Raw genomic sequence first — 24,350 nt, 5'->3', positions numbered from 1 at the left:
AATTGCTGAAATCAGCATTTTATAGGATTCGTATGTCTATTTTCAGAATCCTATCAATAAGCGTTCAACACTTCTGCACCGGATGATATTCGTATTAAAGGACATCGCATCGGGATTGAGACGGTACTGTATGAGTATATTTATCGGGAACGCACCCCAGAAGAAATTCAGCAACTCTATCCCTCTCTCAGTTTAGCCGAAGTTTATACGACTATTTTGTATTATTTACAAAATCAAGAATCAGTAAGTAGATATTTGCAAGATTGGTTGGAGTGGTCGCATCAGCAGCGAAAAATGCAAGCAGCAAATCCCCATCCAGCAGCAGAAAGATTGCGAAAATTGAAAGCTGAACGGGAAAGGCAAACCGCGATCCAGGGTGCTTGAGGAATGGCACTTAAATATTTGATGGATGAGAATGTTACGCCCATTTATGCTACACAGCTTCGCCGGAAACGCAACTAATACCAAGACCGAATCATTCATCTCCCCTTAACATAAATCCACACTCGGATCGGGATCTAGAGAATGCTTGGCGTTATTACGATCGCCATCACCAAGAAATCGATCGCCTCATTGTTGCTCATCAAACCAATGATTGAAAGCGTGAGACTGTATTAAGAGTGAAAATTTTGCGATCGCAATCAGATGATGCGCGGGTGGCCAGAAACCTGGTTTTTGCCCAGAAGACGCCATGCAGCCGTAGAAACCGGAAAAACCCGGTTTCTTGGGTTTTTCTCCGTAACTCCTATTTGTGTAGAAGCAATTTCCATCGCCGATTTTTATCTTAACTTTTTGAGTTTCTTTAAGTGCGATCGCCTCAAATTTTCCACCAACTGCCGCAACTGGTTCAAATTACCCGATTCCCCGCCATACTTCCAGCGCACGTAAGCTTGCGAAACTTCATCAATCACCTCAGCTTCATCAGTTGCATGATTCCCGCGCATTGCCTCAGCATACTCCAAAGGCGTTTGAGCTTTCTGCTTGGCAAAACCCCTACTCGCCAAATCCTTCAGCATTTCCTGATAAACCCCCTCCACCGGCGGCAACTTCGCCAGCCAGCGGCGGTGGCGCCACTTGCGCCACAGTTGCCAAATTAACCAGCCAATAAAGCCAAAGGCGATCGCAGCAATCAAACCAGTAAATAACCCCACCCAACCCCTAGCAAACTGTCCCAGAAACCAGCCTACAATCAAAGTTATCCAGCCAATTAGAAAACCTATAACTGAATCCAGCCCGCTTCTGAGAGGAGTCGGTAGCCAACCCGCGATCCACTTCCAAAACGATTCGATCGCACTAAAAGTCTGGTTGTCTTCCACCGAAGCCGGAATCAGCGGATAACCGGGAATCGGATTAAAACCAAACCAGCCGTGATTGGGAAAATATACCTCCGTCATCAAAAAAGCGTCGGTATTTTTCACAACATAGTAACCAGTAAACGGGTTGAATTCCCCCGTATCGAAACCGCCAGCCATTCGGGCCGGAATCCCGATCGATCTGAGCATAATTGTCAGTACCGTCGAAAAGTGGTCTGGATATCCCCCTGTAACTTTTTTGCCGTCCTGGGTGTTTTTGTAGCCAAACAGAAAACCCTCGACTAAATCTTCACCTTCTTCTAAGTAAGGCAAAGCTTTTTCTATTTTGTAATTCGGATTTTGCTTTAAATATTGAGCCAAATACAAAGCTTTTTCGTAAGGAGAATCTATCGGTCTTTCCGACTGAGATACTCTAGTTCTTGCCGCCAAGATTTCTTCAGTTTTTTCTCGCACCTTTTGGGCAATTTCCGGGGGCACATCCAAATAAAACTTGCGAATATTTTTCGGGTAATCAGTACCAGTTTTCCCCAACAAAGAGCGATCGCGAAAAGGCACATTAGAAATCACCGTATAAGTCACACCCTCTCCCAATGCTGCAGGCGCTCGCAAACCCCCCTCCGCATCAATCGCCACCTCTGGACTCGGAAAATAAAGCTCCTTCGGCTTGTTTAAAGCTGGAATCAAATTCGGCAACTGAGCGACAATAGTATAACTTTGAATCACCTCTTGAGTCCGAGGCGCATTGGGAAAAGGATTCAGATAAAATTGATAAGACCACCTAGGCCGAGTAAGCTTTTGAGCTTGTTCGTTGCGAGAAATTTCCCAACCCTGACCGGTGTATTTGTCAAAGCCTAATACTCGCCAAAAACCCGCAGCCTGCGATCGCACCCGCATCACCACTTCTGGTTTCATTTCCCCCCGCAAATTTTGATTAATACGCTGGTTGAAACCGTAATAAAAAGTAGAGTCTACCTCTCCTGGCCCAGAGTCTGGGTTTCTCCCCGTTCCTCCGCCAGTTCCTTTTTCATTTCCCCCTCTAACATACCCTGGATTCAGAATGCTGCGCTCGTCAAACTCCCCCTGATATTCAATAGGAGCACTCACCGGAAAAGTCCGCAACTGATAGCCAGGGAGGCGTGGCAAAAACGCAAAAATAGTCAGCCCCAATCCGACAGTTATCAGCAGCAGCCAAGCAAAATACTTTGGGGATAAAGTAGCCGCAAATAGCGACAGGCTATCATTTTTCCCTTTACCTTGTGCTTTTTCGCCAATGGCTTCTGGCTTCAAAAATCCCAAGCGCGATCGATAATCCAAAACCAAAGTTGGAAGCGCTAAAGCCAAAAACACCAACAATAGCGGCGCAAAAGTCAAGGTTTGGCTGAGAGTCGCTGCTACCCCTAACAAAATTAGCCCGATTACCATCGAATACCCTAAATCCTTGCGGCGGGGCAAATCGAAACTGTGCAGCACTTGAAGTTGGATTAACAGTTGCGCCAAAACTAACCGCGTATCATTCAATTCTCCCACCAAGCGGCTAAAAAAAGCGAACAGCGCCACCAGCATTCCAATAGCTATGCAGAACTTAGCAGCTACATTGCGATCGCGGCGGCGGTACCAACTCCAAGTTGCTCCCACAATACTAACAGGCACAGCCCACAGGTTCAGGGCTTCTTCAGCAGCAACGTCAGTAGCTACAATTCCCACAATCACCAACAACTGAACTAGGATTCGCAGCAGTAAAGAATCCTCAATCACCGGCGGAGGCATGGCCTCAATCTGCTCCCACAGCTTACCCAACACAGGTATATTTCGCAGGTTATCAGTTGTCATGTGCACCCATCCAACTATTTTAGATTTTAGATTTTAGATTTTAGATTGAATCCACAGATTAATCTGGATTTTACCTAATATCTAAATCTTATTTCCCTGTCAAACGATTTTAGATTTTAGATTTTAGATTTTAGATTGAACCCACAGATTAATCTGGGTTTTAACTAATATCTAAATCTTATTTCTCGGTCAAACCATTTTAGATTTTGGATTTTAGATTGAATCCACAGATTAATCTGGGTTTTAACTAATCTCCAAATCTTATTCCTCTGTCATTAGATTTTAGATTTACTCCACAGATGAATCTGAGGGCTTGAACTAATATCTAATTTTTTTTTGCTTTCCACGACCGAAGTCGAGGGATTGCATCTGTTTTGTGTGAGGTCAAACCACAGAGTAAAAAGCTAAATTCTTTACTCTAATTATACCTTTCTAGTTGCTATCTTGTCCTGTCCAAATTGGACGAATAGCAAACATCAAAGGTCTGGTATCGAAGTTTTGGAATCGAACTTCTAGAGCATAAGTCTTGTTAGGTTGCGGGTCAAACAACTCCACACTTAAATGCCCGGAATTCGGACGATGTGCAGTTGCTTCGGCATCTCCTCCCTTGAGTTCCAAACTTCCTGCCCCCGGAAATTGGCACTCAACTCTTAAACACGGCATTGGCTGTTCTCTGTTGCGGTTCGACAGATATTGAGCCTCCAGAGTCAGCGCACCCAAACCAGTCAGCCACTCCCGCGAAACCGGTGGCTGATTTACAGGACAATCGAGAGTTAGAGACTCAATGATTTCCTTGGCTGCCAACAGCGACAGCACCATTTGTTGATCGGTACTCGCTGCTTCGTAATTCGGGAAATCTTCTAAATCTAGAAGTCCCCGCAAAGAACCTCGGAGCACTAAACCAGCTAACTCGTTGAGTTCCTGAGACTGGCCCGGAAATAAGCCATCTACAGCGCGAACTAACTTCGAGCCTTGCCGCAGCGACGACATTACCAATTCCTGACAAGGTTCTAGCAGTTGAGCAAAAACCCCTTGGGCGATCGGAATTGGCAGGCGGCCCCACCTGATATTTTGTAGTTGGGGAGTCCAGAGGTGTAGGGGGGGAACCCATTGCGGGGCTACATCGTCTGGGTAATCGTGGTCGTAGCTTTTGAATTCTGTTTCCCAGGGGAACAGCGGCGGGTTAGATTCAATTTCGGCTCTAAGCCTTTCTTTTAACAAGGTCTGAAAACGGTCTTGCACGGTCGGTATTTCTCCAATTGTCAGCGGTTGTGCGGGTGCATTGTTGTGCGCCCCCACTTGATAGTCCAGCGGGTCTGGTTCGTCCCATTCCCAGTATTCCACCCCGGAATTGTCTTCTGTGTCGCCCCACTCTTGTGAGCGAGGGGATGGATTGAGGTTTTCCTCATCTTCGCTAGAGGCATTCGCGATCGGCGCCTGCAATATCCAGTCTAAAAAATGGCGATCGAAAGCCTCTGCATCCCTGTTCGTTTCGTTATTCATCACTAGATGCCCCTTCTCCGGAATCTGAACGATTTCGCAATTCCCACGCAAGTTCCAGCAATTTAAACCACCGCTTCTGTACCTGGGCTACCGTGCTGCCCAGGGTTTGGGCGATCGCTGACTCTGACAGACCCTGTTGTTTCAACTTTAGCAAACGCTGTCCCTCTGGGCCAATTTGCTCGCCAAACGCCTGCCACTGAGAAGGCAGCAAACCCAAATTGCGATCTAAGTCTGCTTCCAGCCACTGGTGAACGAGTTCCCAGCGGTGCGACATGGCGAACCTGAGCAAATGGTACTTGAAGCGCTGCTGCAAATAGTCTCTTTGGCGGGGAGTTATGCCCAGAAGCGACTCTATTTCATTAGTCGGCAAGTCTTGCAAGCGCAGCACGAAGTAATCGGCGCAGTCTTGTTGATTGCGATCTTTCAAGTAAGCGACTAATTCGTCAATCACGTTTTGCCGCAGAGATTCTGACTCGTCGCCTTGGGGGCGAATTGCAGCGGAACCCTGTCCGGCCATCGCTTCCCGCACGGAGTGCACCGAGGTATCGTTCCAAGTTTGGTCGGAATCAGAAGCCCCTCCGTCGGCGGCTTGTTCCATATCTACGGAGGTTTCTTTGGGCTGCTGCTGGGAAAAGGTTTGGGCCCGTAAAATAATGAGTTGCTGGCTGCGGTTCCGAGGTAAAGGAATGCGCCGCTTGCCGAAGCGCTCTACAAAGGCCATGTACTCTGCTAGTTCTAAGCGAGTGCGGGGACTGTAGGTAGGTGGTAGTTGGGTTTCGCGCCGGAATGCCTTTAAAGCTTCCAGATAAAATCCTTGCAAAAAATCTTTGATCAGTTCTACTCGCGCCTGATAGCTAGACTGCACCTGCGGAGGGGTGATGTAGCGATAGACGATCGCGCTGAGGGTACTGTGCAATTCTACTCGACCGGGCCCGGAGCCTAAATTGTAATAGTGGAGGCATTGTTGCAAGCGGTGCTGAGCGAGGGTCTGGGCTGAACCTTCTATATCTCCAGAGGCTTGAATCCGCTGGCTTTCTGTGCATATCCTGTTGACTTCTGCTGCGAGTCGCCCTGCTACATCTTGGCAGTTCTGCTCAGACGCGCGAGTGGACTTTTTGAGTTCGTCTAACAGCCGTTCAAATATGGTTTCCACGCTCTGGCAGATTTCCCGCATGATGGTTTACAGCTAACATTGACATCCACCCCGGCGTAAACGCACGGGGATTCCTAAGACTCACGACTTAGGTTTCTGCTTCCGTCCCTGACGGGGATTTCGCACCAGCCTTAACAGATTTACTCTGTTCTGGTCTTACGGTCGCTCCACAGACTGACACGGCAAGCCCTGCCGCCAAAATATTTTTTGCCGCATTAATATCTCGGTCATGGTGAGTGTCGCAATTAGGACAATCCCATTCCCGGATATTTAACGGCATCTTGTCAACGATGTGTCCGCAATTGCCACACCGTTTAGAACTCGGAAACCAGCGATCGATCTTAATTAAAGTACGGCTGTACCACTTACACTTGTATTCAAGTTGTCCGACTAATTCCCCCCAACTTGCATCACTTATAGCTAGGGCCAGTTTGGGATTTTTAACCATATTCTTCACAGCTAAGTCTTCTACGGCGATGGTTTGGTTTTCACACACCAACCGCGTTGTTAACTTGTGAAGACTATCTTTCCTTGCATCAGTGATTTCTTGATGCACTTTCGCTACTTTAAGCCGTGCTTTGTGACGGTTGTTTGACCCTTTTTGCTTGCGACTTAAAGATTTTTGCGCTTTTCTAAGTTTGCGATATTTTGCCTTGAATCCTTTGGGATTGGCAATCTTTTCGCCAGTGCTTAGAGTGAGCAAGCTTGTAACTCCCAGGTCGATACCAACTTGACTGCCTGACTGAGGTAATGCTTCAATTTCAACATTCACCAACAGAGAAACTGACCACCTACCTGATGGTGCAAGCTTCACGCTTAAGGTTGATGGTGTTGCACCATCAGGTAGTGTCCGGCTCCAGCGAATTGGTAACGCTTGTGTGCTTTTTGCTAGGTAGACTTGTCCATCTCTGAACTTAAATGCTGACTTGGTAAATTCTGCACTACCACCATTGCGTTTCTTTTTGAAGTTAGGATATTTGGCCCGCCCATCAAAAAAGTTGGTATAAGCCGTTTGTAAATGTCTCAAACATTGCTGCAATGGCACACAGCTAACTTCATTGAGAAAATTCAACTCTTCTGTTTTCTTCCATTCGGTTAACATTGAAGAAGTCTCAGCATAGCCTACCCGTTTCTGTTCTTCGTACCAAGCTTCAGTTCTTGTGGCTAAAGCACGGTTGTAGACCAAACGAACACAACCCAAAGTACGTCGCAACAAACTTTCTTGTTCCGGCGTTGGGTAGAATCGATAGCTGAAGGCTTTTAGTGTCATACTTATTTTAAGTACACCATTTCACATACTAGCACGTCTTGGGTGAAATGGTAGGTATTAACAAAAATTCATGTAAAGCCGTCCTAGAAGGACGGGGTTTCAAACCCAAATTTCTGATGAAAGTAGCACAGTTAGTAAAAGTATGGATCAATCTTTCCTACGGCTACTTTAGCCCGTATTCCCCACATAGGAAAAACTGTAATGCCCTCGATCTCCTCCTCGCTGCAAACGCTGAGGACTGCTTTTTTTTAATCTGTCCTGACACGCCATCCGCCAAAAACCAGGTTTCAACAATTGTCACTGCAACGATGGTTCATCAGAGGGTCTGGTTTGACAAAGCCTTCATGCACCTGCGGGCCCAAAACGCGGCACTGCGGTTGATACCTTCGGCTTAGTGGTGTGGTGGTCACAGCAGCAAGTGTTCCTGAAGGTGAAGCTAGCACACAACTTCTCCCGGCGTCTACTAGATGGGACAAAGGGTTTCACGGCTGTATTTGATCTGGGTCTTCCGCCACTTTTGCCATAAAGTTTCGACGGCGATCGCCCGTCTGTTTCTTGGCAGCATCCTTGAACGTGGATTGAAGGGTTTGAGTCAATATCATTTGTAGCATCCCAATCACACAGATCAGAACCGCTCATGTCCGAAAATCTGTTTCCTAGCCTTCTAGGATATAATGGGGTGATATTTAATTGCAAGTCCGTTATGCCGTCATTTAAACCCGCCCGCACAATTAAGTGTGTGTGATGTTCGTTACCTTCGGCATAAATTCCTTAATTTTTATTAACAATCAGAGTGCAGCCTTTTTATATAGCGGGATTGAGCGGGGACTCACCTGCCGCCCAATCGGTGTGATCGCCAAACAAAGGCGCTTCGGAACAATAAGTTTGAGTGCATCTATCTAAAGGTATCAATATTGCAATTACTTTAACCTGAAAAGCAGATATTTTACTAAAGTGCGATCGTCTTCGATCGTCCTCTGGGTTGATGTAAGTGACGGGCGAAATTTGTTCTAATAGTAAAGTTAGATTTGAAGGAACAATTTTCAATGCGTAAGTTAAACATAGGTCTATCTGACGAGCAACGTGCAGGCGTTATCGAACTATTGAATCACGACTTGGCAGATGCTTATCTGCTGTTAATCAAAACCAAAAAGTATCACTGGGATGTAGTGGGCCCGCAGTTTCGATCGCTCCACCAGTTGTGGGAAGAACACTATCAGGCGTTAACACTAAATATCGATGCTATGGCTGAACGGGTGAGAACTTTAGGTGGCTATCCAATTGGTACTGCTGAGGGTTTTCTGAAGTATGGCTCGATTAAAGAACATATCGGCGATTTGCCTTTGGCTACGGAAATGGTAGCGCGTTTAGTTGATGACCACGAACTGATTATTCGCAATCTCCGCAAACACGTAGAACAGTGCGGTGAAGAGTTTAAGGATGACGGAACCGCAGACTTTTTGACGGGTTTGATGGAACAGCACGAGCAAATGGCTTGGATGTTGCGCTCGTTTATTGAAGGGGAATCCCTTGCGCCAGATGGTAAGCAGCCGCAAGCTCAAACTGCTACAGCTTCTCACGCTTAGAGAGATTAAGTAGAAGGAAGAAGGAAGAAGTAAGAAGGAAGAATGGAAAATTTAGATTTTTTTATTTAACCCTCTTTCCTCATTCTTGATCGACCAACCAGGCAGAATTAAACGCCCTCTAGCTTCCTCAAAAACCCGGTTTCTTCAAAAAACCGGGTTTTTCAATTTTGGGTTTATGTAGATTTTCGATTTCCTAAACTATTGAATCGCATTCTTTCGTATACCTGCGATGGCAACATTCTGTGAGCTTTCGTTCGCGCCTCAATCCTAGCAACTGTCCTCCCTTCACTCGATTCTGATGCTTTTTTTAACTCTAACCCAGCTTCAGTTGGCGCTGTAACTATTATTGTTAATATACTTTCTATTGACAGCAGATACAAATTATGGCGCAAAAGTGCCATTGATAAATCTTCTTTGAACGCTCGATACAGCCAAGATAATGTACTCCGGTGATTGCCACTGCGGTTGCTTTTGACAGCTAAGGAATGAGAATTAAATAACTTCCACTCTTGAAAGTGGGACGGGCGGGACGCCCATCCCACAATAATAATTAAAATTGTAAGTTATTTAATTCGCGATCCTAAGTAAATGTAAAAGTTGCTGCTATAGCAGCGATAAATGCTGCTGGGAATTTCGGGATGTTGCTGCCGGATATCTGCCATAATTAAAGAGTGAGATTTTGCCATTGCTGCATAGGATCGCGAATTAAATAATTTACACAATGAAAGTGGGTTGGGCGTCCCGCCCCCCTTTCTGGACGGGCGGGACGCCCATCCCACAAGAACCATCACGCATTCTAAGTTATTTAATTCTCATTCCTAAGCTGGTATGATGACTGAAACTAAGGGCTGATTTAAAGTGTTTTGGAAGGTTTTCATGTAATATAAAAACTTGTTTATGTAAAAGTTTTGGTTCAAAGGGAACTAGCTAAGAGTATATTAGCAAATTACCAAAGCTCGATCGTACAGTGTCGGAAATTTTAAGACGTATATTTAAATTATATTGCCAAAAGTCATAAAGTGTGCATTGAGTCCGCAGTCGCGATCGAGACTTGGGGCAGCAGTCACTCGCGGATGAGGTCTGTAAAAGAAATTGTACCGCGCAAGTCCTGACAGTTCGTGGGTATCCGTATAAACGATGTTGGATTTTATACGGTGTGCCTACTTATAAAATCAAAGTCTTGTGTATGGCAACACAGCCACACCAAAATGCTGCAGGGGCTTTTTCCGAAGTTTACACAAACAATGATATATTTAAAGATTTTGTAAAGGTGTTGTCTACATCAGGTCACTCTCAGCAAGAGATGGCGTAAAATAGAAGTAAGAATGGGGAAAATTAAATCGAGAATACCAGCAAAAAATATAGTTGAAGATCAACAAAAATCGAGTTATAAATAAAAAAGTAGAGCTGATTTTACCCTTTGTAAAGTAGCACCCATAAAATTCCAGCAAATTTTAGCCCCTGCAATTTAAACAATTTAGGTAATGATTTCTACCGCCGACCCCACTGTATCCGTTATTATCCCAGTCCACAACGGGGGCTCTTACTTCCGCACCTGTTTGTCAAAACTGGCTCAAACTGTGCCCAGGCCGATCGAGATTATTGTAGTAGCAGATGGTGAAAGCGACGGTTCTTGGCGTCTAGCCCAGGAATTCGGCGCCAAAGTGATCAGGATTCCCGAATGCGGAGGGCCAGCGCGCGCCAGAAATTTGGGTGCCCAGGCTGCAAAGGGAGATATTCTGTTTTTTGTGGATGCTGATGTCGCTGTTTGTCCAGAAGCTGTGGGCTATGCGATATCGGTGTTCAAAAATAATCCCTACTTAGCTGCTTTCATCGGCTCTTACGACGATGCTCCCGGAGATCCTGATTTTCTATCGCAGTACAGGAACTTGCTGCACCACTACGTGCACCAAACAGGTAACGAAGAAGCTTCGACTTTTTGGGGCGCTTGCGGAGTGATTCGTCGGGAAATTTTTTTGCAGATGGGCGGCTTTAATGAGAGTTACCGCCAAGCTTCGATCGAAGATATTGAGTTCGGCTACCGTTTGAAACAAGCAGGTTATAACATTCGGCTGTGCAAAACATTGCAGGTGAAGCATTTAAAGCGGTGGAAGCCTATGGGTATGGTGAAAGCTGACTTTTTCTACCGAGCGCTGCCTTGGACAGAACTGATTTGGCGCGATCGCAAATTGAATAACGACCTCAACTTGCAAGTTTCAAACCGCATCAGCGTGATTTTAACTTATGCAGTCCTGCTGGCAACTTTGGGAACCTGCTGGTCGGTGAGCTTTCTGCTACTGGCTGGTTTGCTGGCAATACCGCTGGTAGCAATTAATGCACCGCTTTACCGATTTTTTCACCGTAAACACGGTATCCTATTTGCCCTGAAAACTATTCCGTGGCACTGGCTTTTCTACTTTTACAGCGGACTGGCATTCGCGATCGGCACGGGTCGCTACTTATACCAAAAAAAGCCTGTGACTGGCAAAGTTAGCTTGCCAGTATCCGCTCAATAAATCAAGGCAAATTGTCCTTCAAAATCAGGTAGCTCAATAGGTTCTCAGGGTATTCACGGGTGCATCTGTAACTTGGACAAGTTATAAATAATTGTATGGTTCGATAAAAAAGCTGGAGGTAGGCTGAGTGAAACATTATCCGGTTGCGATCGTCGGTGCAGGCCCTGCGGGCTTGACTGCTGCCTACGAGCTAGTCAAGGAAGGCATCATCCCTGTTGTACTAGAAAAAGGTGATAAAGTTGGGGGAATAGCTCGCACAGAAACCTACAAAGGCTATCGTTTCGACATTGGCGGCCACCGCTTTTATACTAAAGTTGAAGCCGTGCAGCAGTTGTGGCAAGAGGTACTGGGAAATGAGTTTATTAAAGTGCCACGATTGTCGCGAATTTTTTATCGAGGTAAATTTTTCAACTATCCGATTAGTGCCTTCAATACTCTCTTTAATTTGGGCATAATTGAGAGTACGCTGATTATTTTGAGTTATCTGAAAGTGAGAATTTGGCCACTTACGGAAGAAAAAACTTTTGAACAATGGGTTATCAATCGTTTTGGCGAACGCTTGTATAAAACATTTTTTAAGACTTACACTGAAAAAGTTTGGGGCATTCCTTGTTCGGAAATTCAAGCAGATTGGGCGGCGCAGCGGATTAAAGGATTGTCGCTGACGACAGCAATTATTAATGCTTTGTTTGGCAGCAACGACACTAAAACATTAATCAAAGAGTTTGATTATCCGGCTTTGGGGCCGGGGATGATGTGGGAAAAGTTCGCGGAAGCTGTGGAGAATAAAGACGGCAAAGTTTATCTCGATACTAAAGTGATTAGCTTTGAGCGTGAAGGTAATAAGATTAAAAGTATTACTGCGGAGCAAAACGGAGAATTAGTTCAATATTCGGCGGATAATTTCATTACGAGTATGCCGATATCGGCGCTGGTAGCAAGAATGAAACCGCAGCCCCCCGAAGAGGTGTTGCACGCCGCGCGATCGCTCAAATATCGAGATTTTTTGATTGTAGCGCTGATTGTCGATCGCAAGGATTTGTTTCCTGACAACTGGATTTACATTCACTCCCCCGAAGCCAAAGTTGGACGAATTCAAAACTTTAAAAATTGGAGCGCCGCTTTAGTTCCCGATGCCAGCAAAAGTTGTTTAGGAATGGAATATTTCTGTAGCGTAGGCGACGAGATTTGGGAAATGTCGGACGCGGAACTTATCGAATTAGCAACTCGCGAGTTGGTGGGTTTGGGGTTAGCAACAACTGCTGAGGTGGAAGATGGAGTTGTCATACGGCAACTTAAAGCTTATCCAGTTTATGATGGGGAATATCGAGGACACTTGCAGGTACTTGAAGGTTTTTTGAAGGGATTTGAGAATTTGCAGACGATCGGGCGAAACGGTATGCACCGATACAACAACCAAGACCATTCCATGCTGACGGGGATGCTGGCTGTGAGAAATATTCTCGGCGAAAAGCACGATTTGTGGGATGTGAATACTGAGCGATCGTACTATGAAGATTTTAGTGTCGATCGCTCAAAGGACAAAAAGGATTCGGATTTGATTTCGCAGTCAACATAGCCAGCCGAAATAGGGATTGCCATGAAAAAAGCGAACCTGCCAAACTTAATCGGCTTCGCAGCAAGCATCTTCGTGCTCCTGCTTTCAGTGCAGTGGTTTGTCCCTATCCAACTCGACTTAATCGAAGCGATCGCGGCGATCGCTTCTGCTTGGAGCGTTTGGCTGCTTGCTAAAAACAATCCCCTAGGCTGGTGGATCGGCTTAATCGGAGTTATCGCCTACGCTGCGGTGTTTTATCAAGTTAAACTTTACGGCGAAGTTGCGATTCAATTCTTCTATTTAATCACCAGCTTGCAAGCAATTTATATTTGGCTGCGGGGTGGCGAAAACAGCACAGAAAAACCTGTATCTCGCATGGACCAACGCTGGCTCATCCTCACCGCAGTCTTCGTTACAGTTGGTGTATTTGGCTTGCGAACAGTATTAGTATATTTGGGCGGTGCGGCACCATTTTGGGACGCCCTGACCACCATCTTAAGCGCGATCGCCCAGTTGTACCTGATGGAACGCTATCTCGAAAGCTGGTATTTGTGGATTGTTGCAGACACGATTTACGTTCCCTTGTATGCCTCGCGCGGGCTATATCTGACGAGTATTTTGTACGCGATATTTTGCTTAATGGCAATTTTCGGACTGCAAAATTTTCAGCGGATTTACTCGGAACAAAAGTTAAAACAGCAGCAATCTTTATGATACTCGGTGTTACTGTAGGCAAATTTTACCCCTTCCACAAAGGACACGACTACTTAATTCGAGAAGCTAAAAAAAAGGTTGACCGTTTAATCGTTCTCGCCTGTTACAAGACAAATCAAGCAGTTGCAGGAAGCGTTAGAGCCGACTGGATTCGGTTTTTGCATCCCGACGCAGAAGTTATCGAAGTGCTCGACGATTTGCCGGAAGCCCCCGAACCTTGGGCTCAGAGGACTCTTGAGGTGCTTTCCGGGCGAAAACCCGATATCGGTTTTACTTCAGAAGATTACGGGGAACCTTGGGCAAAACTGATGGGAGCTCAACACTGTGCAGTCGATCGCGAACGGCTCAAATTCCCGATTTCTGGAACGCAATTGCGATCGCACTTAGCCGAACACTGGCAAATGCTGACTCCCCCAGCCAAAGCCTACTTTGCCAAACGAGTCTGCGTGCTGGGTGTAGAATCGAGCGGCACGACTACCCTGGCACGATCGCTCGCACAGCACTACCAAACTGCTTGGGTTCCCGAATACGGCAGGTGTTACTGGGAAGGCAGGCAATATTCGCCCGAACCTGAAATTTGGGACAGCTATGAATTTGTAGAAATTGCCAAGAAACAAGCTGCTATAGAAGACGATATTGCTACTCGCGCTAACAAAGTCATTATCTGCGATACAGATTCTTTAGCTACTTGTATTTGGCACAAACGTTACGTTGGTTCCGAACACCCGATGGTCGAGCAAATTGCAGACAGCCGCCGCTGCGATTTGTATATTTTGACTCAGCCGGATTTCGGCTTTGTTCAGGATGGAACGCGAGAAAGCGAACATTTACGAATGACTATGCACCAGCAGTTTGTTGAGGTTCTTCAGAAGAAAGGAAAGCGGTATATTACTGTGGGAGGAACGCACGAGTTGCGAATGTCGGAGGCAATTGGGGCGATCGATTCAGTGTTGGTGTTTGAACCGTTAAAGGAGCTAGAGAATTAGGAATAAGTGGAGTGCGATCGCCCAGGTTTTATTTGCGGGCGATCGCTCTTTTGAAATATCTCTTGCTTCTATAGATATCTATTAGAATAGTCGAACTAGGTGGTTAAAAGGATTGCAGGGAAACGATTCATGAAACTCACGGATTTGCCCCAAGATGTTCTCGATGATTTATGTCAGGATCAACAGTGGCGATTAGATATCGATCCAGGATTTGATAGCAAACACGAATTTTGGATGGCGTGGCACCATTTTCTCAAGTTACCGGAGCAATCCTACTTTGAGAGATCCGAAGATAGTCTGGCAGATTTTCTCACAGTTGAAGAGTATAACCTGCTGCTGCCAGTGCCGCGATCGCACCATGCCAGCATCCATCCCATTCGATTGATTCCGAGTGCTGACCAACAGACACTCACCCTGTTTCTTCAGGATTCTTACCATCGCGATTGGTTCGCAGAGCCCAGCGATGCCCGTTATGGATTTCTGGCGATCTGCGATCGCTATCAGAAGTTTGGTTGCGATTTCTATCTTGCCAGCTATTATCATTTCGCTTACCTCCTCGGAAAGGATTACGAAGTGGCTGAAGGGATTCTTACTCAAAAATTAGGTCAGCTACCGTAGTTGATGTCCGATTGAATGATATCGATTAAGATGAGTTTGTAGTGAGAACTTTAGTCCTTCGATCCTGCCGACTAAAGTCCTCACTCCAAACCGGATCGATCGCCCTCAAGCGCTAAGCGGAGGAATTTGACCGGGCATGATATCCCGCTGGCATAAATCACTCGATAGGTTTTCCAAATGTTCGATCGCCGGTAGGGATTTTTTAACAGCTTTTTTTCCACCAAATCTACAGGACGATGAAATAAATTCTCTATCTCTTCCTGCATACCCAATAAATGAGACAGCGTGAGGCGGTGGGATGGCTCGTAAGTAACTAATACATCTACATCGCTATCGGGGCGAAAATCATCCCGCAGCACCGAGCCAAACAGGGCAAACTCGACTATGTTCCAGCGCTGGCAAAATTGCGCGATCGCATCTAAAGAGACTTTTAATCGATCGCTCACTACATATTATAAATCCGCTTGTAACTCAATCATGGGCGAGTCAACCTCAGACTACAAAATTCAGAGAATCCAAGCATTGCTATAGCAGCCGCTAATTTACCACACTTGAGCATCCCAGACACATTTAAGTTTTCGATGCAAACAAAATTTACTAGACTTACTGATAAGATGAGAGGAGCTAGATTGAGAGGTCATCTTATGTCGCCGATAAAACAACGCCTTCTAGAAGCGATCGAACGGACTCCTGAATCGCTTTTAGAGCAAACCCTGACATTCCTGGAATTTTTGACCAGTCGGACACAGACCGCGATCGCCCCAGACTTCGACTCGGATTTTGACTCAGACACCGACTCCAACGACAAAATCCTCGCTGACCTGAAAGCCTCCCTCCACCAAGCCAAAGCGGGACAAACCTTCCCCATCGAGGAGCTCTGGGACGGCATCAATGTCTGAGATGCCAGTCCAACTCAAATTCACGGCACTTTTCAAACGTCGCCTCAAAGGACTCGCTAAAAAGTATCGCCAAATTCAAACCGATGTTCAGCCCGTCCTCGATGAGATTATCCAAGGAAACTTCATCGGAAACCAGATTACAGGCACCCCATACACCGTTTACAAAGTCCGGGCTAAAAACAGTGATGCCCAAGTTGGTAAGAGCGGTGGTTATCGTTTGATTTATCAAGTCGAATCACCGACTCAGGTTGTTTTACACCTGATTTACTCGAAATCAGAACAAGCAAACGTCTCGGCCGAGGAAATCCAAACTGCGATCGCACAATACCACGCAGAACCAGGCGAATAAGACATTTTTCAAGTCTAAACTTTAGATATCGCCGACATTGATATCATATATGGCCCAAGTCCCGACCTTCTGGCGGCAGCAGTGTATCTTTGAGAGTTGACACAAATTTTTTAAACTTGTGCTAACTCTTGACTACATACTGACTAGAGTGAAAAATATGCAAAAACGCCAGCAACAAACAAACCAACCTATGAACTTTTCCAAGAAGTCAGGGGGCAAAAGTGCCACATCCCCAACAATCAACTCAACACACAATCTCGGCGTCGGAGGATTGCGGAAATTACTTTTTGCCGCCGGCATAGCCTCTCTGTGCGCTAGCTGTCAAAATCCTGAAGCACCCACCGCCACAACTCCCGGAGGCAGCCCCGGAACCAGTCCCGCAGCCACTCCCGTCGCAGTCAGCAGCCCCGGAGACCCAAATACTGTCAAAATTGTCTCCATGCTGCCCATGACAGGCAGCGCCTTGGGTCAAGCTCAAACAATGGTCAACGGCATCCAACAAGCCCTCGCCGAAACCAACTCCAAAGCTTGCGACGGCAAAATCCAAATCCAATACGAAGTTTTCGATGACGCCACCGCCGCCGCCGGCAAATGGGACCCGGCCCAAGTAACCTCAAATTCCAACAAAGCCGTCGCTGACGCTTCGGTAGTTGCCGTCATCGGTCACTATAACTCCGGTGCCGCCAAACTTTCCATTCCCGTGCTCAACCAAGCTAACATCGTCATGATCAGTCCGGCCAACACTTATCCGGGACTGACTAAACCAGGAAAAGGTGAAGCCAAAGAACCTAACGTTTATTATCCCACAGGCACTCGTAATTTCACCCGCGTTGTCCCCGCTGACGACCTTCAAGGGGCTGTAGCTGGCAACTGGGCGAAATCTTTGGGCGTACAAAAAGTCTACATTCTCGACGACCAAGAACTCTACGGCAAAGGCATCGCTGATGTTTTTGAAGCAACTGCTAAAAAGTTGGGAATTCAAGTCCTCGGAAGAGAGGGAATTGATATTAAAGCTAGCGACTACAAGGCGTTAATGAATAAGATCAAAGCTTTAAATCCCGACCTGATTTACTTCGGTGGCACTACTCAAAGCAATGCCGGACAAATAATTAAAGACATGAGAAATGTCGGAATGACGCCTGATGCAGTTAAGTTCATGGGGCCCGACGGCATTAAAGAGCAAGCTTTAATTGACGCGGCGGGCAAAGATGCCGAAGGAATTTACGCTACTTTTGGCGGCTTGCCTCCTCAAGAATTGACTGGTGCGGGCGCGAAGTGGTACGAAAGTTACAAGGCAAAATATAATGCTGAACCGGAAGCTTATGCAGCTTACGCCTATGAAGCTGCTAAAGTTGCGATCGGCGCAATTAATAAAGTTTGCAAAAATGACCGTGCTGCTATCCGCGAAGCTGTCTTGGCAACTAAAGATTTTAACGGGGTACTAGGCACTTGGAGTTTTGACACCAACGGCGACACGAGCTTGACTACAATGTCAGGAAATGTTGTTAAAGGTGGCAAGTGGGAGTTCGTGAATGCGCTCAAGACCGAATAATTAATTAGAGGGCAGAGGGAAGTTAGGCAACGGATTTTATAACGGCTGTAACGGATATCGGAAAGAAGGAAGAAGGAAGAAGGGATAATAAAAAATTATGCCTTTTTCCTTCTCCCTCCAATGTCCCATGCCCGATTCTCGATTCCCAATTCCCAATTCCCAATTCCCAATTCCCAATTCCCAATTCCCAATTCCCAATTACTCAAAAACATGAAGAACTGGAAAAGTATTCTCTTATATCTAGGTGTAGTTTATATAGTTTTGCTATTAGGCCCGATCGCAGGATTTGATTTGCCAAAAATCCTTGGAGAAATAGTCAGCAATCCTGAAGTTTTGATTCAACAATTATTAGTTGGTCTTGTCAACGGCGCGCTGATTGCAATTATTGCTTTGGGTTACACTATGGTTTATGGCATTATTGAGTTAATCAATTTTGCTCATGGCGATTTGTATATGTTGGGTGCTTTTGCTTCCCTAACCGTGTTCGGGGCTTTTGGGATTCAAGATGGCGCACCTTTAGGTATTGCTATACCGGTGATGTTAGTTGCTTTAATTGTATGTTCGGTTTTTTGTGCTGGACTCAATATTGTTGTGGAAAAGTACGCTTATCGGCCTTTGCGAAATGCTCCCCGTTTGGCTCCTTTAATTTCGGCTATCGGAGTTTCTTTTATTTTCCAAAATATGGGGTTATTTTGGGGAGGATTAAAAGCTTTTATTCCGGTGATGGGTTCTAATTCGGCTGCGCCGAAAAGCTTTCCCGATTTGTTGCCGCGAGTTGATATTTTTAAAGCTTTGGGAATTCAAACGAGTATTGTATTTACTACCAAGGATTTAATTGTGTTGGTAGTGGCGGTGGTATTGATGGTTTTGCTTCATGTGTTTGTGCAATACACTCGTCTGGGAAAGGCGATGCGGGCAACTGCTCAAAGTCGCGATGCTGCTAAAATTATGGGGATTAATGTCGATCAGATTATTGCTCTGACTTTTTTGATTGGGGGAGCTTTGGCGGGTTCTGCGGGTATTTTGGTGGGTTTGTACAACAATACTATTGTTTTTACGATGGGGTTTACGGCTGGTTTGAGGGCTTTTACGGCGGCGGTTTTGGGGGGGATTGGCAATATTGTCGGGGCGATGTTAGGAGGCGTTTTGATTGGGTTGCTTTCGTCTTTGAGCGATCAGTATTTGTCGAGCCGCTGGACTAATGCTTGGGTGTTTGGGGTTTTGGTGGTGATTTTGGCTTTTCGGCCAGGCGGTTTGTTGGGAGAGAATGTTCAGGAAAAGGTTTGAAGGTGCTGGTTGAAAAAATGGCAAGAGATACTTATCGGGACTTCAACAAAAAATACGAGCTAAATGAGTTCTAATGCTTGAAGAGCAAGCATATAACGTTAAAGAATGAGCAATGAAAGAGACGACCCCCGCCGCGATGCCCCCCTGCTTGGATAAATGGTGTCAAAGATTTGACGATATCTTTGGTCATCAAGCCCAAAAACGGGAGTTTAGGAACTATTTAGGCGGATTATTATTGGGCTATCGGGAGCGAAAAAACCTCTCGCAGATGGCGACAAACGCCTTGGCGAGTAATTTACCACAAATTACACCATTTTTTAACTGCTGCGCCCTGACGGGGTTGTTAACCCGTCAGCAATTTGATATTATTGATAGCCATTGCTTAAAGTTGTGCTGTGATTCAAGGTCAAAAAATCAAGACAATGGGAATTCAAAAATAGGTGGGTAGGTTAACTGAATACGGGCGCTCGATACGTGGCCATAGTAGTTTTTAGATTTGATTATACGGTCAATGTTGGGCCGAGCGTTGCGGAGGGAGTTGGCATGGAATGCAAGTCAAGACATTATTACGCTCATTAATCGGAATTAGGCGCACTAAACTACGATTTTTTTAGAGGGGTATGAGGGCTATGTCCTTGATTATATCAATGTTTTGACTCTTGTTGTCACCCCCTCATGGGTAATGCTTGTATCACAGTTTAAATGCACAACAGCTTATATGGATTGTCCAGTGACCCGCTCACTCATGCTATCTCAACAATCTACTGCCGACAAAGAAGACCCCAAAGTCTCATGGTTCTAGCGCTGGGTTGTTTTAAGTTTGGGAGGAATTCGATAAATAACCCAGTTGGGTGTTTCTTGATAGAGTTCCAATGTTTTTTGAATGTACGCAACCAATTTAGGGTTATCTTTTGCTATTTGATTATTGTCATATTTAACAATTCCCATCCAATCTGCTCCCTGGATAATCAGGTCTTTCAAGAGTACAATTAAAGTATCATCTTTTATTTTATCTTCCCAACCCACCCTATTTTTTCCAATGCTGCCTTGATACCTCTGAGGAGGAAAAACCCAGCCACGTCGTTGACTATAATAGATAGCGACGGGATCGCCACCTCCACGATTAGCTATGGTAACAACAAGGTCACTTGGTTGAGTTATTTGCTGCAAAGCTATCCCTAGTTCGTAGCCATCTTTTGCCCAAGGATAATAGCACGATTTATTTAACTGTTTATAACCAATTCCAGAAATGATTAGTAGTATTGCCGTTATGAGGGCTAATGTGGAAGATGAACCTCCGACTCGCTTGGCGAAGGAAGCCAGTGCCATCAAACCATTTCCTGCTAGAGCGGCGGCGGCTGGGTTGATAATATTTAAGTTAGAGGGATTTGCGACGAGCTGTTGAGCGCCAATGAAGTAATAAATTGCAAAAGCAAGTATCCACCAATGAAACATCCCTGGTACTGGTACAGCTACATTACTTGACTGCTCCTCAGATTCCGGGGTAGGAAGTTTATAATGAGGAGGAAGGAACAAACCAATAGCAACAAGGATCATGATGGGATATGTCCAAAGCCAGTTATAAATATGATTATATAGTTTAGGAAAGAAATATTTTTGTTGCCACCATTCACGTAACTGACTATCCCAAAGCCAGTTCCCGCTGCCAGCAAAGTGGTAAGGTGGATAGGTGAGAGAAAGATGTCTCGCCCACAAATAATAGGCAATTACTGGCAGGAGGATGGAAATAGCAGCTACTCCAATTACTATCAGCTTTTTCGGGCGCAGTAATCCTCGATGACCCAGGACAACCAATATTGTATAGAGCATCGGAATGCCAATGATTAAACCTGGTAGTTTGGTTAAAAAGCCCCAAATTGCAAAGAGGGTGGCAAGTAATAAATAGTACCAGCGGTCAGTTTGTAGGTAAGCAATCAGCATCCAGAAACTTGTGACAACTAATGCAACCATTGCCGGGTCGGGAAGGAAAGACCGATCCAGATATATATTTCCTGGAAAAATGGCGAGAATTGCGGCACTCATAAGAGCGCGATCCCGATCCCAAATACGCGAAACTAACTGATAGAAGGCAAATATTCCCCACAAGCTAAACAGGACAACGACGCTGCGTCCCACCCAATCATGCTGTCCCAATAAAGTATAGAGAAGGGCTGTAATATAAGTAACTGTTTGAAATTCCCGTCCATTATAGCTAGGCCCAGGCCCATCCCAGCTAACTTCAGGGTAGAAGATATTCCAATTTCTGCGATAGAAATTTTCTGCCATCATGGCTGTGCTTGACTGCCGCCAACTAAAGCTATCAATAAATGGCTGATTGATATTAATCAATCGCAAAATAGCTGCCACTACAAGAATTGATATCAGGAGATAAGTGGTGTTCCTATAAATTGGAATTTTCATTTGATATCTGATGATATAAAAAAATATCTGACCTGTAAAGCTACGCAGTAAGCTAGTGGAACCTAGACAAGGGCAGCGCTAGCTAGCTAAGTTTACACATTGGAAGATATATTGGTCAAGCAGCAAAAGCTTAAACTATATGTTAAGGATGAAAAATAGTCAGCGTTCGCTGTCATCTTCCTACTACTGAAAAAATACTTAATGGGGCGATCGGCAACATTAAATTTTTATTTCCAAATCTAAGAGAGCGCTTCTCAATTGAGTGGAATACTGTACGCCCAATTAAATATTCCCTGGTTTGAGCCAGCCAAAAACTTCGCCTAAAGTCAACTGCATTTCCGGCATAAATTTGGGCGTCGGGAGTATATCTGTTGGTTCTTGCAATGCAATCGGTTGCTGCCCTGCAGGATAGGCTAAAATGTTTTTTTCATCGGGATCGAGCAACCAACCCATCTGACAACCGGCATTCAAACAGTGCAAAATATTGTTTGTGACTTTGGTTTGGCTTAGGGCTGGGGACAAAATTTCTATTGTCCAGTCTGGGTGAGCATTAAATGTATTGGCAATTTCGCCGTCAGCGTCTAGGGGAATGCGATTCCAAACAAAAATCGCGACATCGGGCACAATAGAACGTCCACCAAACGTGCAGCGAAGTTCTGGTAGGGCTAGGGCAATTTGCGGTTTCTCTGCGATGTCGTTGGTGACTGTTACGAGTCTTCCTTGTAGTTTGCTGTGTTTTCCTTGCGGCATAGGTTTTTGGACGATCGCACCTTTGATGTATTCGCTAGCGGGTTTGGTTTCTGCGAGTTGCAAAAACTCGTCGAGGGTGATAGTTTTTTGAGGTGCTTGTACCATATAGCGATCGCCCGTTTGAAGTGTGTTGCGGTAACAGTTCCAGTATATTTGAAGTTTCCTCACTTTTGGTGCAATAATCGAACTCAAAAGACTCTAAACTGTAGCTAGCCCGATCGCCAGTTCCCAAAACCAGCAATCGATGGAAAACGATCTAATTTTTTTCTTACCTCTTCCTCACATCCGTTACATCCGTTACAGAATCCGTTACCGAACTTCTTCCTTATGTCAAATAAAATAATCAAAGCAATTAAATCGATCGGTATTCTAGCGATCGCCTATTTTACCGTCCGCCTAAAAGCAATTAAATCGAGCGGTATTCTAGGAGTGATCGCCTCTTTTACCGTCCTCCTATTCGGGGGTTGGAGCGGCAGTGTCATCGGCTGGCTGATGGGTACGGCGGCTGGCTTCATCGCTTGTCAAAAACAGAAGGTTTACAACCCGAAAATGGGTGCGTATATCGGCAATTTGGCGGGTTGGGGTTTGGGCTTTTGGCTGTTAGTTGCGAGTGTGGTAGAAGGGGTTTTGATTAGACCTTTGTCTGGTCAATCTGCTGTGGCTTTGCCGACGACGCTGCGGTACGGGATTTGGAGTTGGGCTATCGCAATTTTGACAGCTACGTTAATGGGTGCTTTGCAGGGTTTGCAGGGAGAACGCCAGCGGCTGGCCACTCTGGTGACATTAGCTTTTATTCTAATTCTGTTTCCGTTTATCGACATTCAGGCTCAGACTGGCTGGATTGCTACTGTAGTACAGATTCAAATCTTTATTATGTTGGCGCTGGGTTTGAATATTACTGTGGGTTTTGCGGGATTGTTGGATTTGGGATATGCGGCGTTTTTTGCGATCGGCGCTTACACGACAGCTTTGCTATCTTCTGGACAGTTAAATATTACTTGGAACTTTTGGGTGGTACTGCCGATCGCGGCCGGTGTAGCTGCGATCGCGGGTGTAATCCTGGGTATTCCCACACTGCGGCTCAAGGGCGATTATTTGGCGATCGTTACCCTCGGTTTTGGCGAAATTATCCCGGTTGTCTTTAGGAATTTAACGGCGATTCGGATTGATGAACCAGTCTCGAAGATTGTTGCTTCCCTGTTGGGTAAACCTGAGTTGGTGCTGTGTCTGGTTGGGTGCGATCGACCTTTTAACCTCACCGGCGGCGAAGCGGGCATAAACCCGATCGGGCGTCCATCTCTCCCCATCGTCGGCACTTTCAGCACCGGCAACTACTTTCCCTGGTACTACCTAATTTTGCTGCTAGTTGTCTTCGCTTACTTCATGATTTCGCGGTTGCGAGATTCCCGCTTGGGCAGGGCATGGAATGCCATGCGCGAAGATGAATTAGCGGCTAGTGCGATGGGGATTAACCTGGTCAAAACCAAACTTTCGGCTTTTGCGATGGGAGCGACGTTTTCGGGCTTTGCAGGCGCGTTTTACGCCGCCTATATCAGCGCGATTTTTCCCAGCGTTTTCGATTTTTCGGTGTCGGTAATCATCCTGTGTATGGTGATTTTAGGCGGTTTGGGCAATATGACCGGGGTGATTTTGGGCGCTATCATTATCATGTCTGCCGATCGGCTTTATCTGCCACAATTAGCGCAAGTCCTCAAGGGTTTTCTGAATACTTTTGTACTCCCCAGGATTGCAATTCCCCAGTTGCGAGACTTTCTGGCCACCAGTTTAGACCCGATTCAAATGCGCTTATTTCTATTCGGCCTAACTCTTGTTGTCATGATGCTCGTGCGGCCGGAGGGGCTGATTCCTGATAAGATCCACCAAGCTGAACTGCATTCTGATGGTGAAGCGAGCAATGAGTCTTTAGCAGATGCGAGAAGTCAATAAGTAGGTAAGGACAAAAAACATAGTATTTTGTAGGTGGTTTAGCTAAGAATCTAGGATGCAACTCACATTTTGCACCATTCTCAAGAACAGGCTTTCCG

23 protein-coding genes and 2 pseudogenes are annotated in these 24,350 nt (G+C 45.6%); 14 read left to right on the top strand and 11 right to left on the bottom strand.

The features are described from left to right. Positions 1-87: 87 nt before the first annotated feature. Together QUB20_RS28560 and QUB20_RS28555 are read left to right on the top strand one after the other, a co-directional pair. Positions 88-213, top strand: a pseudogene (locus QUB20_RS28560) (DUF433 domain-containing protein); the annotation flags it as partial. A 3-nt stretch (positions 214-216) separates the two neighbouring features. Beyond that, entirely contained in the window at positions 217-384 is a 168-nt protein-coding gene (locus tag QUB20_RS28555; protein WP_445299358.1) for a hypothetical protein, read from the top strand. A 395-nt stretch (positions 385-779) separates the two neighbouring features. Here QUB20_RS28555 and QUB20_RS01120 read toward each other — a convergent pair whose 3' ends face one another. The 6 genes from QUB20_RS01120 to QUB20_RS01095 all read right to left on the bottom strand — a co-directional run bounded on the left by QUB20_RS01120 (position 780) and on the right by QUB20_RS01095 (position 8,116). Then, the gene (locus QUB20_RS01120; RefSeq protein WP_333242411.1) at positions 780-3,143 is read right to left on the bottom strand and encodes a DUF3488 and DUF4129 domain-containing transglutaminase family protein; all 2,364 of its coding nucleotides are present in this window, start codon (positions 3,141-3,143) and stop codon (positions 780-782) included. 432 nt (positions 3,144-3,575) lie between these two features. Continuing rightward, on the bottom strand, positions 3,576-4,646 hold the full coding sequence (locus QUB20_RS01115) for a hypothetical protein (protein WP_333236276.1): 1,071 nt from the start codon (positions 4,644-4,646) through the stop codon (positions 3,576-3,578). Then, on the bottom strand, positions 4,639-5,820 hold the full coding sequence (hetZ, locus tag QUB20_RS01110; protein ID WP_333236274.1) for a heterocyst differentiation protein HetZ: 1,182 nt from the start codon (positions 5,818-5,820) through the stop codon (positions 4,639-4,641). Before hetZ ends, QUB20_RS01115 begins: the two co-directional genes overlap by 8 nt. Before the next feature lie 67 nt (positions 5,821-5,887). Then, a complete protein-coding gene (locus QUB20_RS01105; protein WP_333242406.1) occupies positions 5,888-7,069 on the bottom strand; it encodes an RNA-guided endonuclease TnpB family protein in 1,182 nt (393 codons plus the stop codon). A 342-nt stretch (positions 7,070-7,411) separates the two neighbouring features. Beyond that, a complete protein-coding gene (locus QUB20_RS01100; protein WP_333053251.1) occupies positions 7,412-7,708 on the bottom strand; it encodes a hypothetical protein in 297 nt (98 codons plus the stop codon). 165 nt (positions 7,709-7,873) lie between these two features. Next, on the bottom strand, positions 7,874-8,116 hold the full coding sequence (locus QUB20_RS01095) for a hypothetical protein (RefSeq protein WP_333053252.1): 243 nt from the start codon (positions 8,114-8,116) through the stop codon (positions 7,874-7,876). Between QUB20_RS01095 and QUB20_RS01090 the strand changes: the two genes are divergently transcribed. After that, positions 8,116-8,655: a Dps family protein gene (locus QUB20_RS01090; protein ID WP_333053253.1), complete on the top strand. Its 540-nt coding sequence runs from the start codon at positions 8,116-8,118 to the stop codon at positions 8,653-8,655. The two genes, QUB20_RS01095 and QUB20_RS01090, sit on opposite strands and share 1 nt — an antisense overlap. A 173-nt stretch (positions 8,656-8,828) precedes the next feature. Here the strand turns inward: QUB20_RS01090 and QUB20_RS01085 are convergent, their stop codons facing one another. Both QUB20_RS01085 and QUB20_RS01080 read right to left on the bottom strand, forming a co-directional pair. Continuing rightward, the gene (locus QUB20_RS01085) at positions 8,829-9,197 is read right to left on the bottom strand and encodes a hypothetical protein (RefSeq protein WP_333291092.1); all 369 of its coding nucleotides are present in this window, start codon (positions 9,195-9,197) and stop codon (positions 8,829-8,831) included. Between the two features lie 21 nt (positions 9,198-9,218). Further along, positions 9,219-9,341, bottom strand: coding sequence for a hypothetical protein (locus QUB20_RS01080; protein WP_333053255.1), 123 nt, complete (start codon positions 9,339-9,341; stop codon positions 9,219-9,221). Between the two features lie 798 nt (positions 9,342-10,139). Between QUB20_RS01080 and QUB20_RS01075 the strand changes: the two genes are divergently transcribed. From QUB20_RS01075 to QUB20_RS01055, 5 genes are all read left to right on the top strand, one after another. Beyond that, a complete protein-coding gene (locus tag QUB20_RS01075; RefSeq protein WP_333053256.1) occupies positions 10,140-11,171 on the top strand; it encodes a glycosyltransferase family 2 protein in 1,032 nt (343 codons plus the stop codon). A 127-nt stretch (positions 11,172-11,298) separates the two neighbouring features. Continuing rightward, positions 11,299-12,750 carry an NAD(P)/FAD-dependent oxidoreductase gene (locus QUB20_RS01070; protein ID WP_333236268.1) on the top strand — a complete coding sequence of 484 codons (1,452 nt, stop codon included), beginning with the start codon at positions 11,299-11,301 and terminating at the stop codon, positions 12,748-12,750. Between the two features lie 21 nt (positions 12,751-12,771). Then, entirely contained in the window at positions 12,772-13,443 is a 672-nt protein-coding gene (gene pnuC, locus QUB20_RS01065; RefSeq protein WP_333242403.1) for a nicotinamide riboside transporter PnuC, read from the top strand. Continuing rightward, positions 13,440-14,429: an AAA family ATPase gene (locus QUB20_RS01060; RefSeq protein ID WP_333242401.1), complete on the top strand. Its 990-nt coding sequence runs from the start codon at positions 13,440-13,442 to the stop codon at positions 14,427-14,429. The genes pnuC and QUB20_RS01060 overlap by 4 nt, the downstream gene beginning before the upstream one ends. A gap of 129 nt (positions 14,430-14,558) precedes the next feature. Continuing rightward, positions 14,559-15,047 (top strand): hypothetical protein, encoded by a 489-nt coding sequence (locus tag QUB20_RS01055; RefSeq protein ID WP_333242398.1) that lies wholly within the window; start codon positions 14,559-14,561, stop codon positions 15,045-15,047. An 80-nt stretch (positions 15,048-15,127) separates the two neighbouring features. On the opposite strand, the gene QUB20_RS01050 is transcribed toward QUB20_RS01055, so the two are convergent. After that, positions 15,128-15,493, bottom strand: a complete 366-nt coding sequence (locus QUB20_RS01050; RefSeq protein ID WP_333242395.1) for a nucleotidyltransferase family protein — start codon at positions 15,491-15,493, stop codon at positions 15,128-15,130. A gap of 198 nt (positions 15,494-15,691) precedes the next feature. Here QUB20_RS01050 and QUB20_RS01045 point away from each other — a divergent pair, with 198 nt between their 5' ends. The 5 genes and pseudogenes from QUB20_RS01045 to QUB20_RS01025 form a co-directional block, all read left to right on the top strand. Next, entirely contained in the window at positions 15,692-15,946 is a 255-nt protein-coding gene (locus QUB20_RS01045; RefSeq protein WP_333242392.1) for a hypothetical protein, read from the top strand. Continuing rightward, positions 15,939-16,295, top strand: coding sequence for a type II toxin-antitoxin system RelE/ParE family toxin (locus QUB20_RS01040; RefSeq protein WP_333242389.1), 357 nt, complete (start codon positions 15,939-15,941; stop codon positions 16,293-16,295). The genes QUB20_RS01045 and QUB20_RS01040 overlap by 8 nt, the downstream gene beginning before the upstream one ends. Before the next feature lie 190 nt (positions 16,296-16,485). Beyond that, positions 16,486-17,847, top strand: coding sequence for a branched-chain amino acid ABC transporter substrate-binding protein (locus tag QUB20_RS01035; protein WP_333236260.1), 1,362 nt, complete (start codon positions 16,486-16,488; stop codon positions 17,845-17,847). A gap of 210 nt (positions 17,848-18,057) precedes the next feature. Then, positions 18,058-19,134, top strand: a complete 1,077-nt coding sequence (locus tag QUB20_RS01030) for a branched-chain amino acid ABC transporter permease (protein ID WP_333242377.1) — start codon at positions 18,058-18,060, stop codon at positions 19,132-19,134. 112 nt (positions 19,135-19,246) lie between these two features. Beyond that, a pseudogene (locus QUB20_RS01025) lies at positions 19,247-19,466 on the top strand (IS701 family transposase); the annotation flags it as partial. A gap of 466 nt (positions 19,467-19,932) precedes the next feature. On the opposite strand, the gene QUB20_RS01020 reads toward QUB20_RS01025, so the two are convergent. Further along, positions 19,933-21,555 carry a glycosyltransferase family 39 protein gene (locus QUB20_RS01020; protein ID WP_333242376.1) on the bottom strand — a complete coding sequence of 541 codons (1,623 nt, stop codon included), beginning with the start codon at positions 21,553-21,555 and terminating at the stop codon, positions 19,933-19,935. 282 nt (positions 21,556-21,837) lie between these two features. Further along, positions 21,838-22,410 carry a Uma2 family endonuclease gene (locus tag QUB20_RS01015; RefSeq protein ID WP_333242426.1) on the bottom strand — a complete coding sequence of 191 codons (573 nt, stop codon included), beginning with the start codon at positions 22,408-22,410 and terminating at the stop codon, positions 21,838-21,840. Positions 22,411-22,632: 222 nt separating this feature from the next. Between QUB20_RS01015 and QUB20_RS01010 the strand changes: the two genes are divergently transcribed. Beyond that, entirely contained in the window at positions 22,633-24,252 is a 1,620-nt protein-coding gene (locus tag QUB20_RS01010; RefSeq protein WP_333242375.1) for an ABC transporter permease subunit, read from the top strand. Positions 24,253-24,350 lie beyond the last annotated feature (98 nt).

This window comes from Microcoleus sp. B4-C2 (assembly GCF_036705265.1).
Lineage (GTDB): Bacteria > Cyanobacteriota > Cyanobacteriia > Cyanobacteriales > Microcoleaceae > Microcoleus.
Note: the sequence above shows the minus strand (reverse complement) of the source record. Positions and strands in the feature narration are given on the sequence as shown.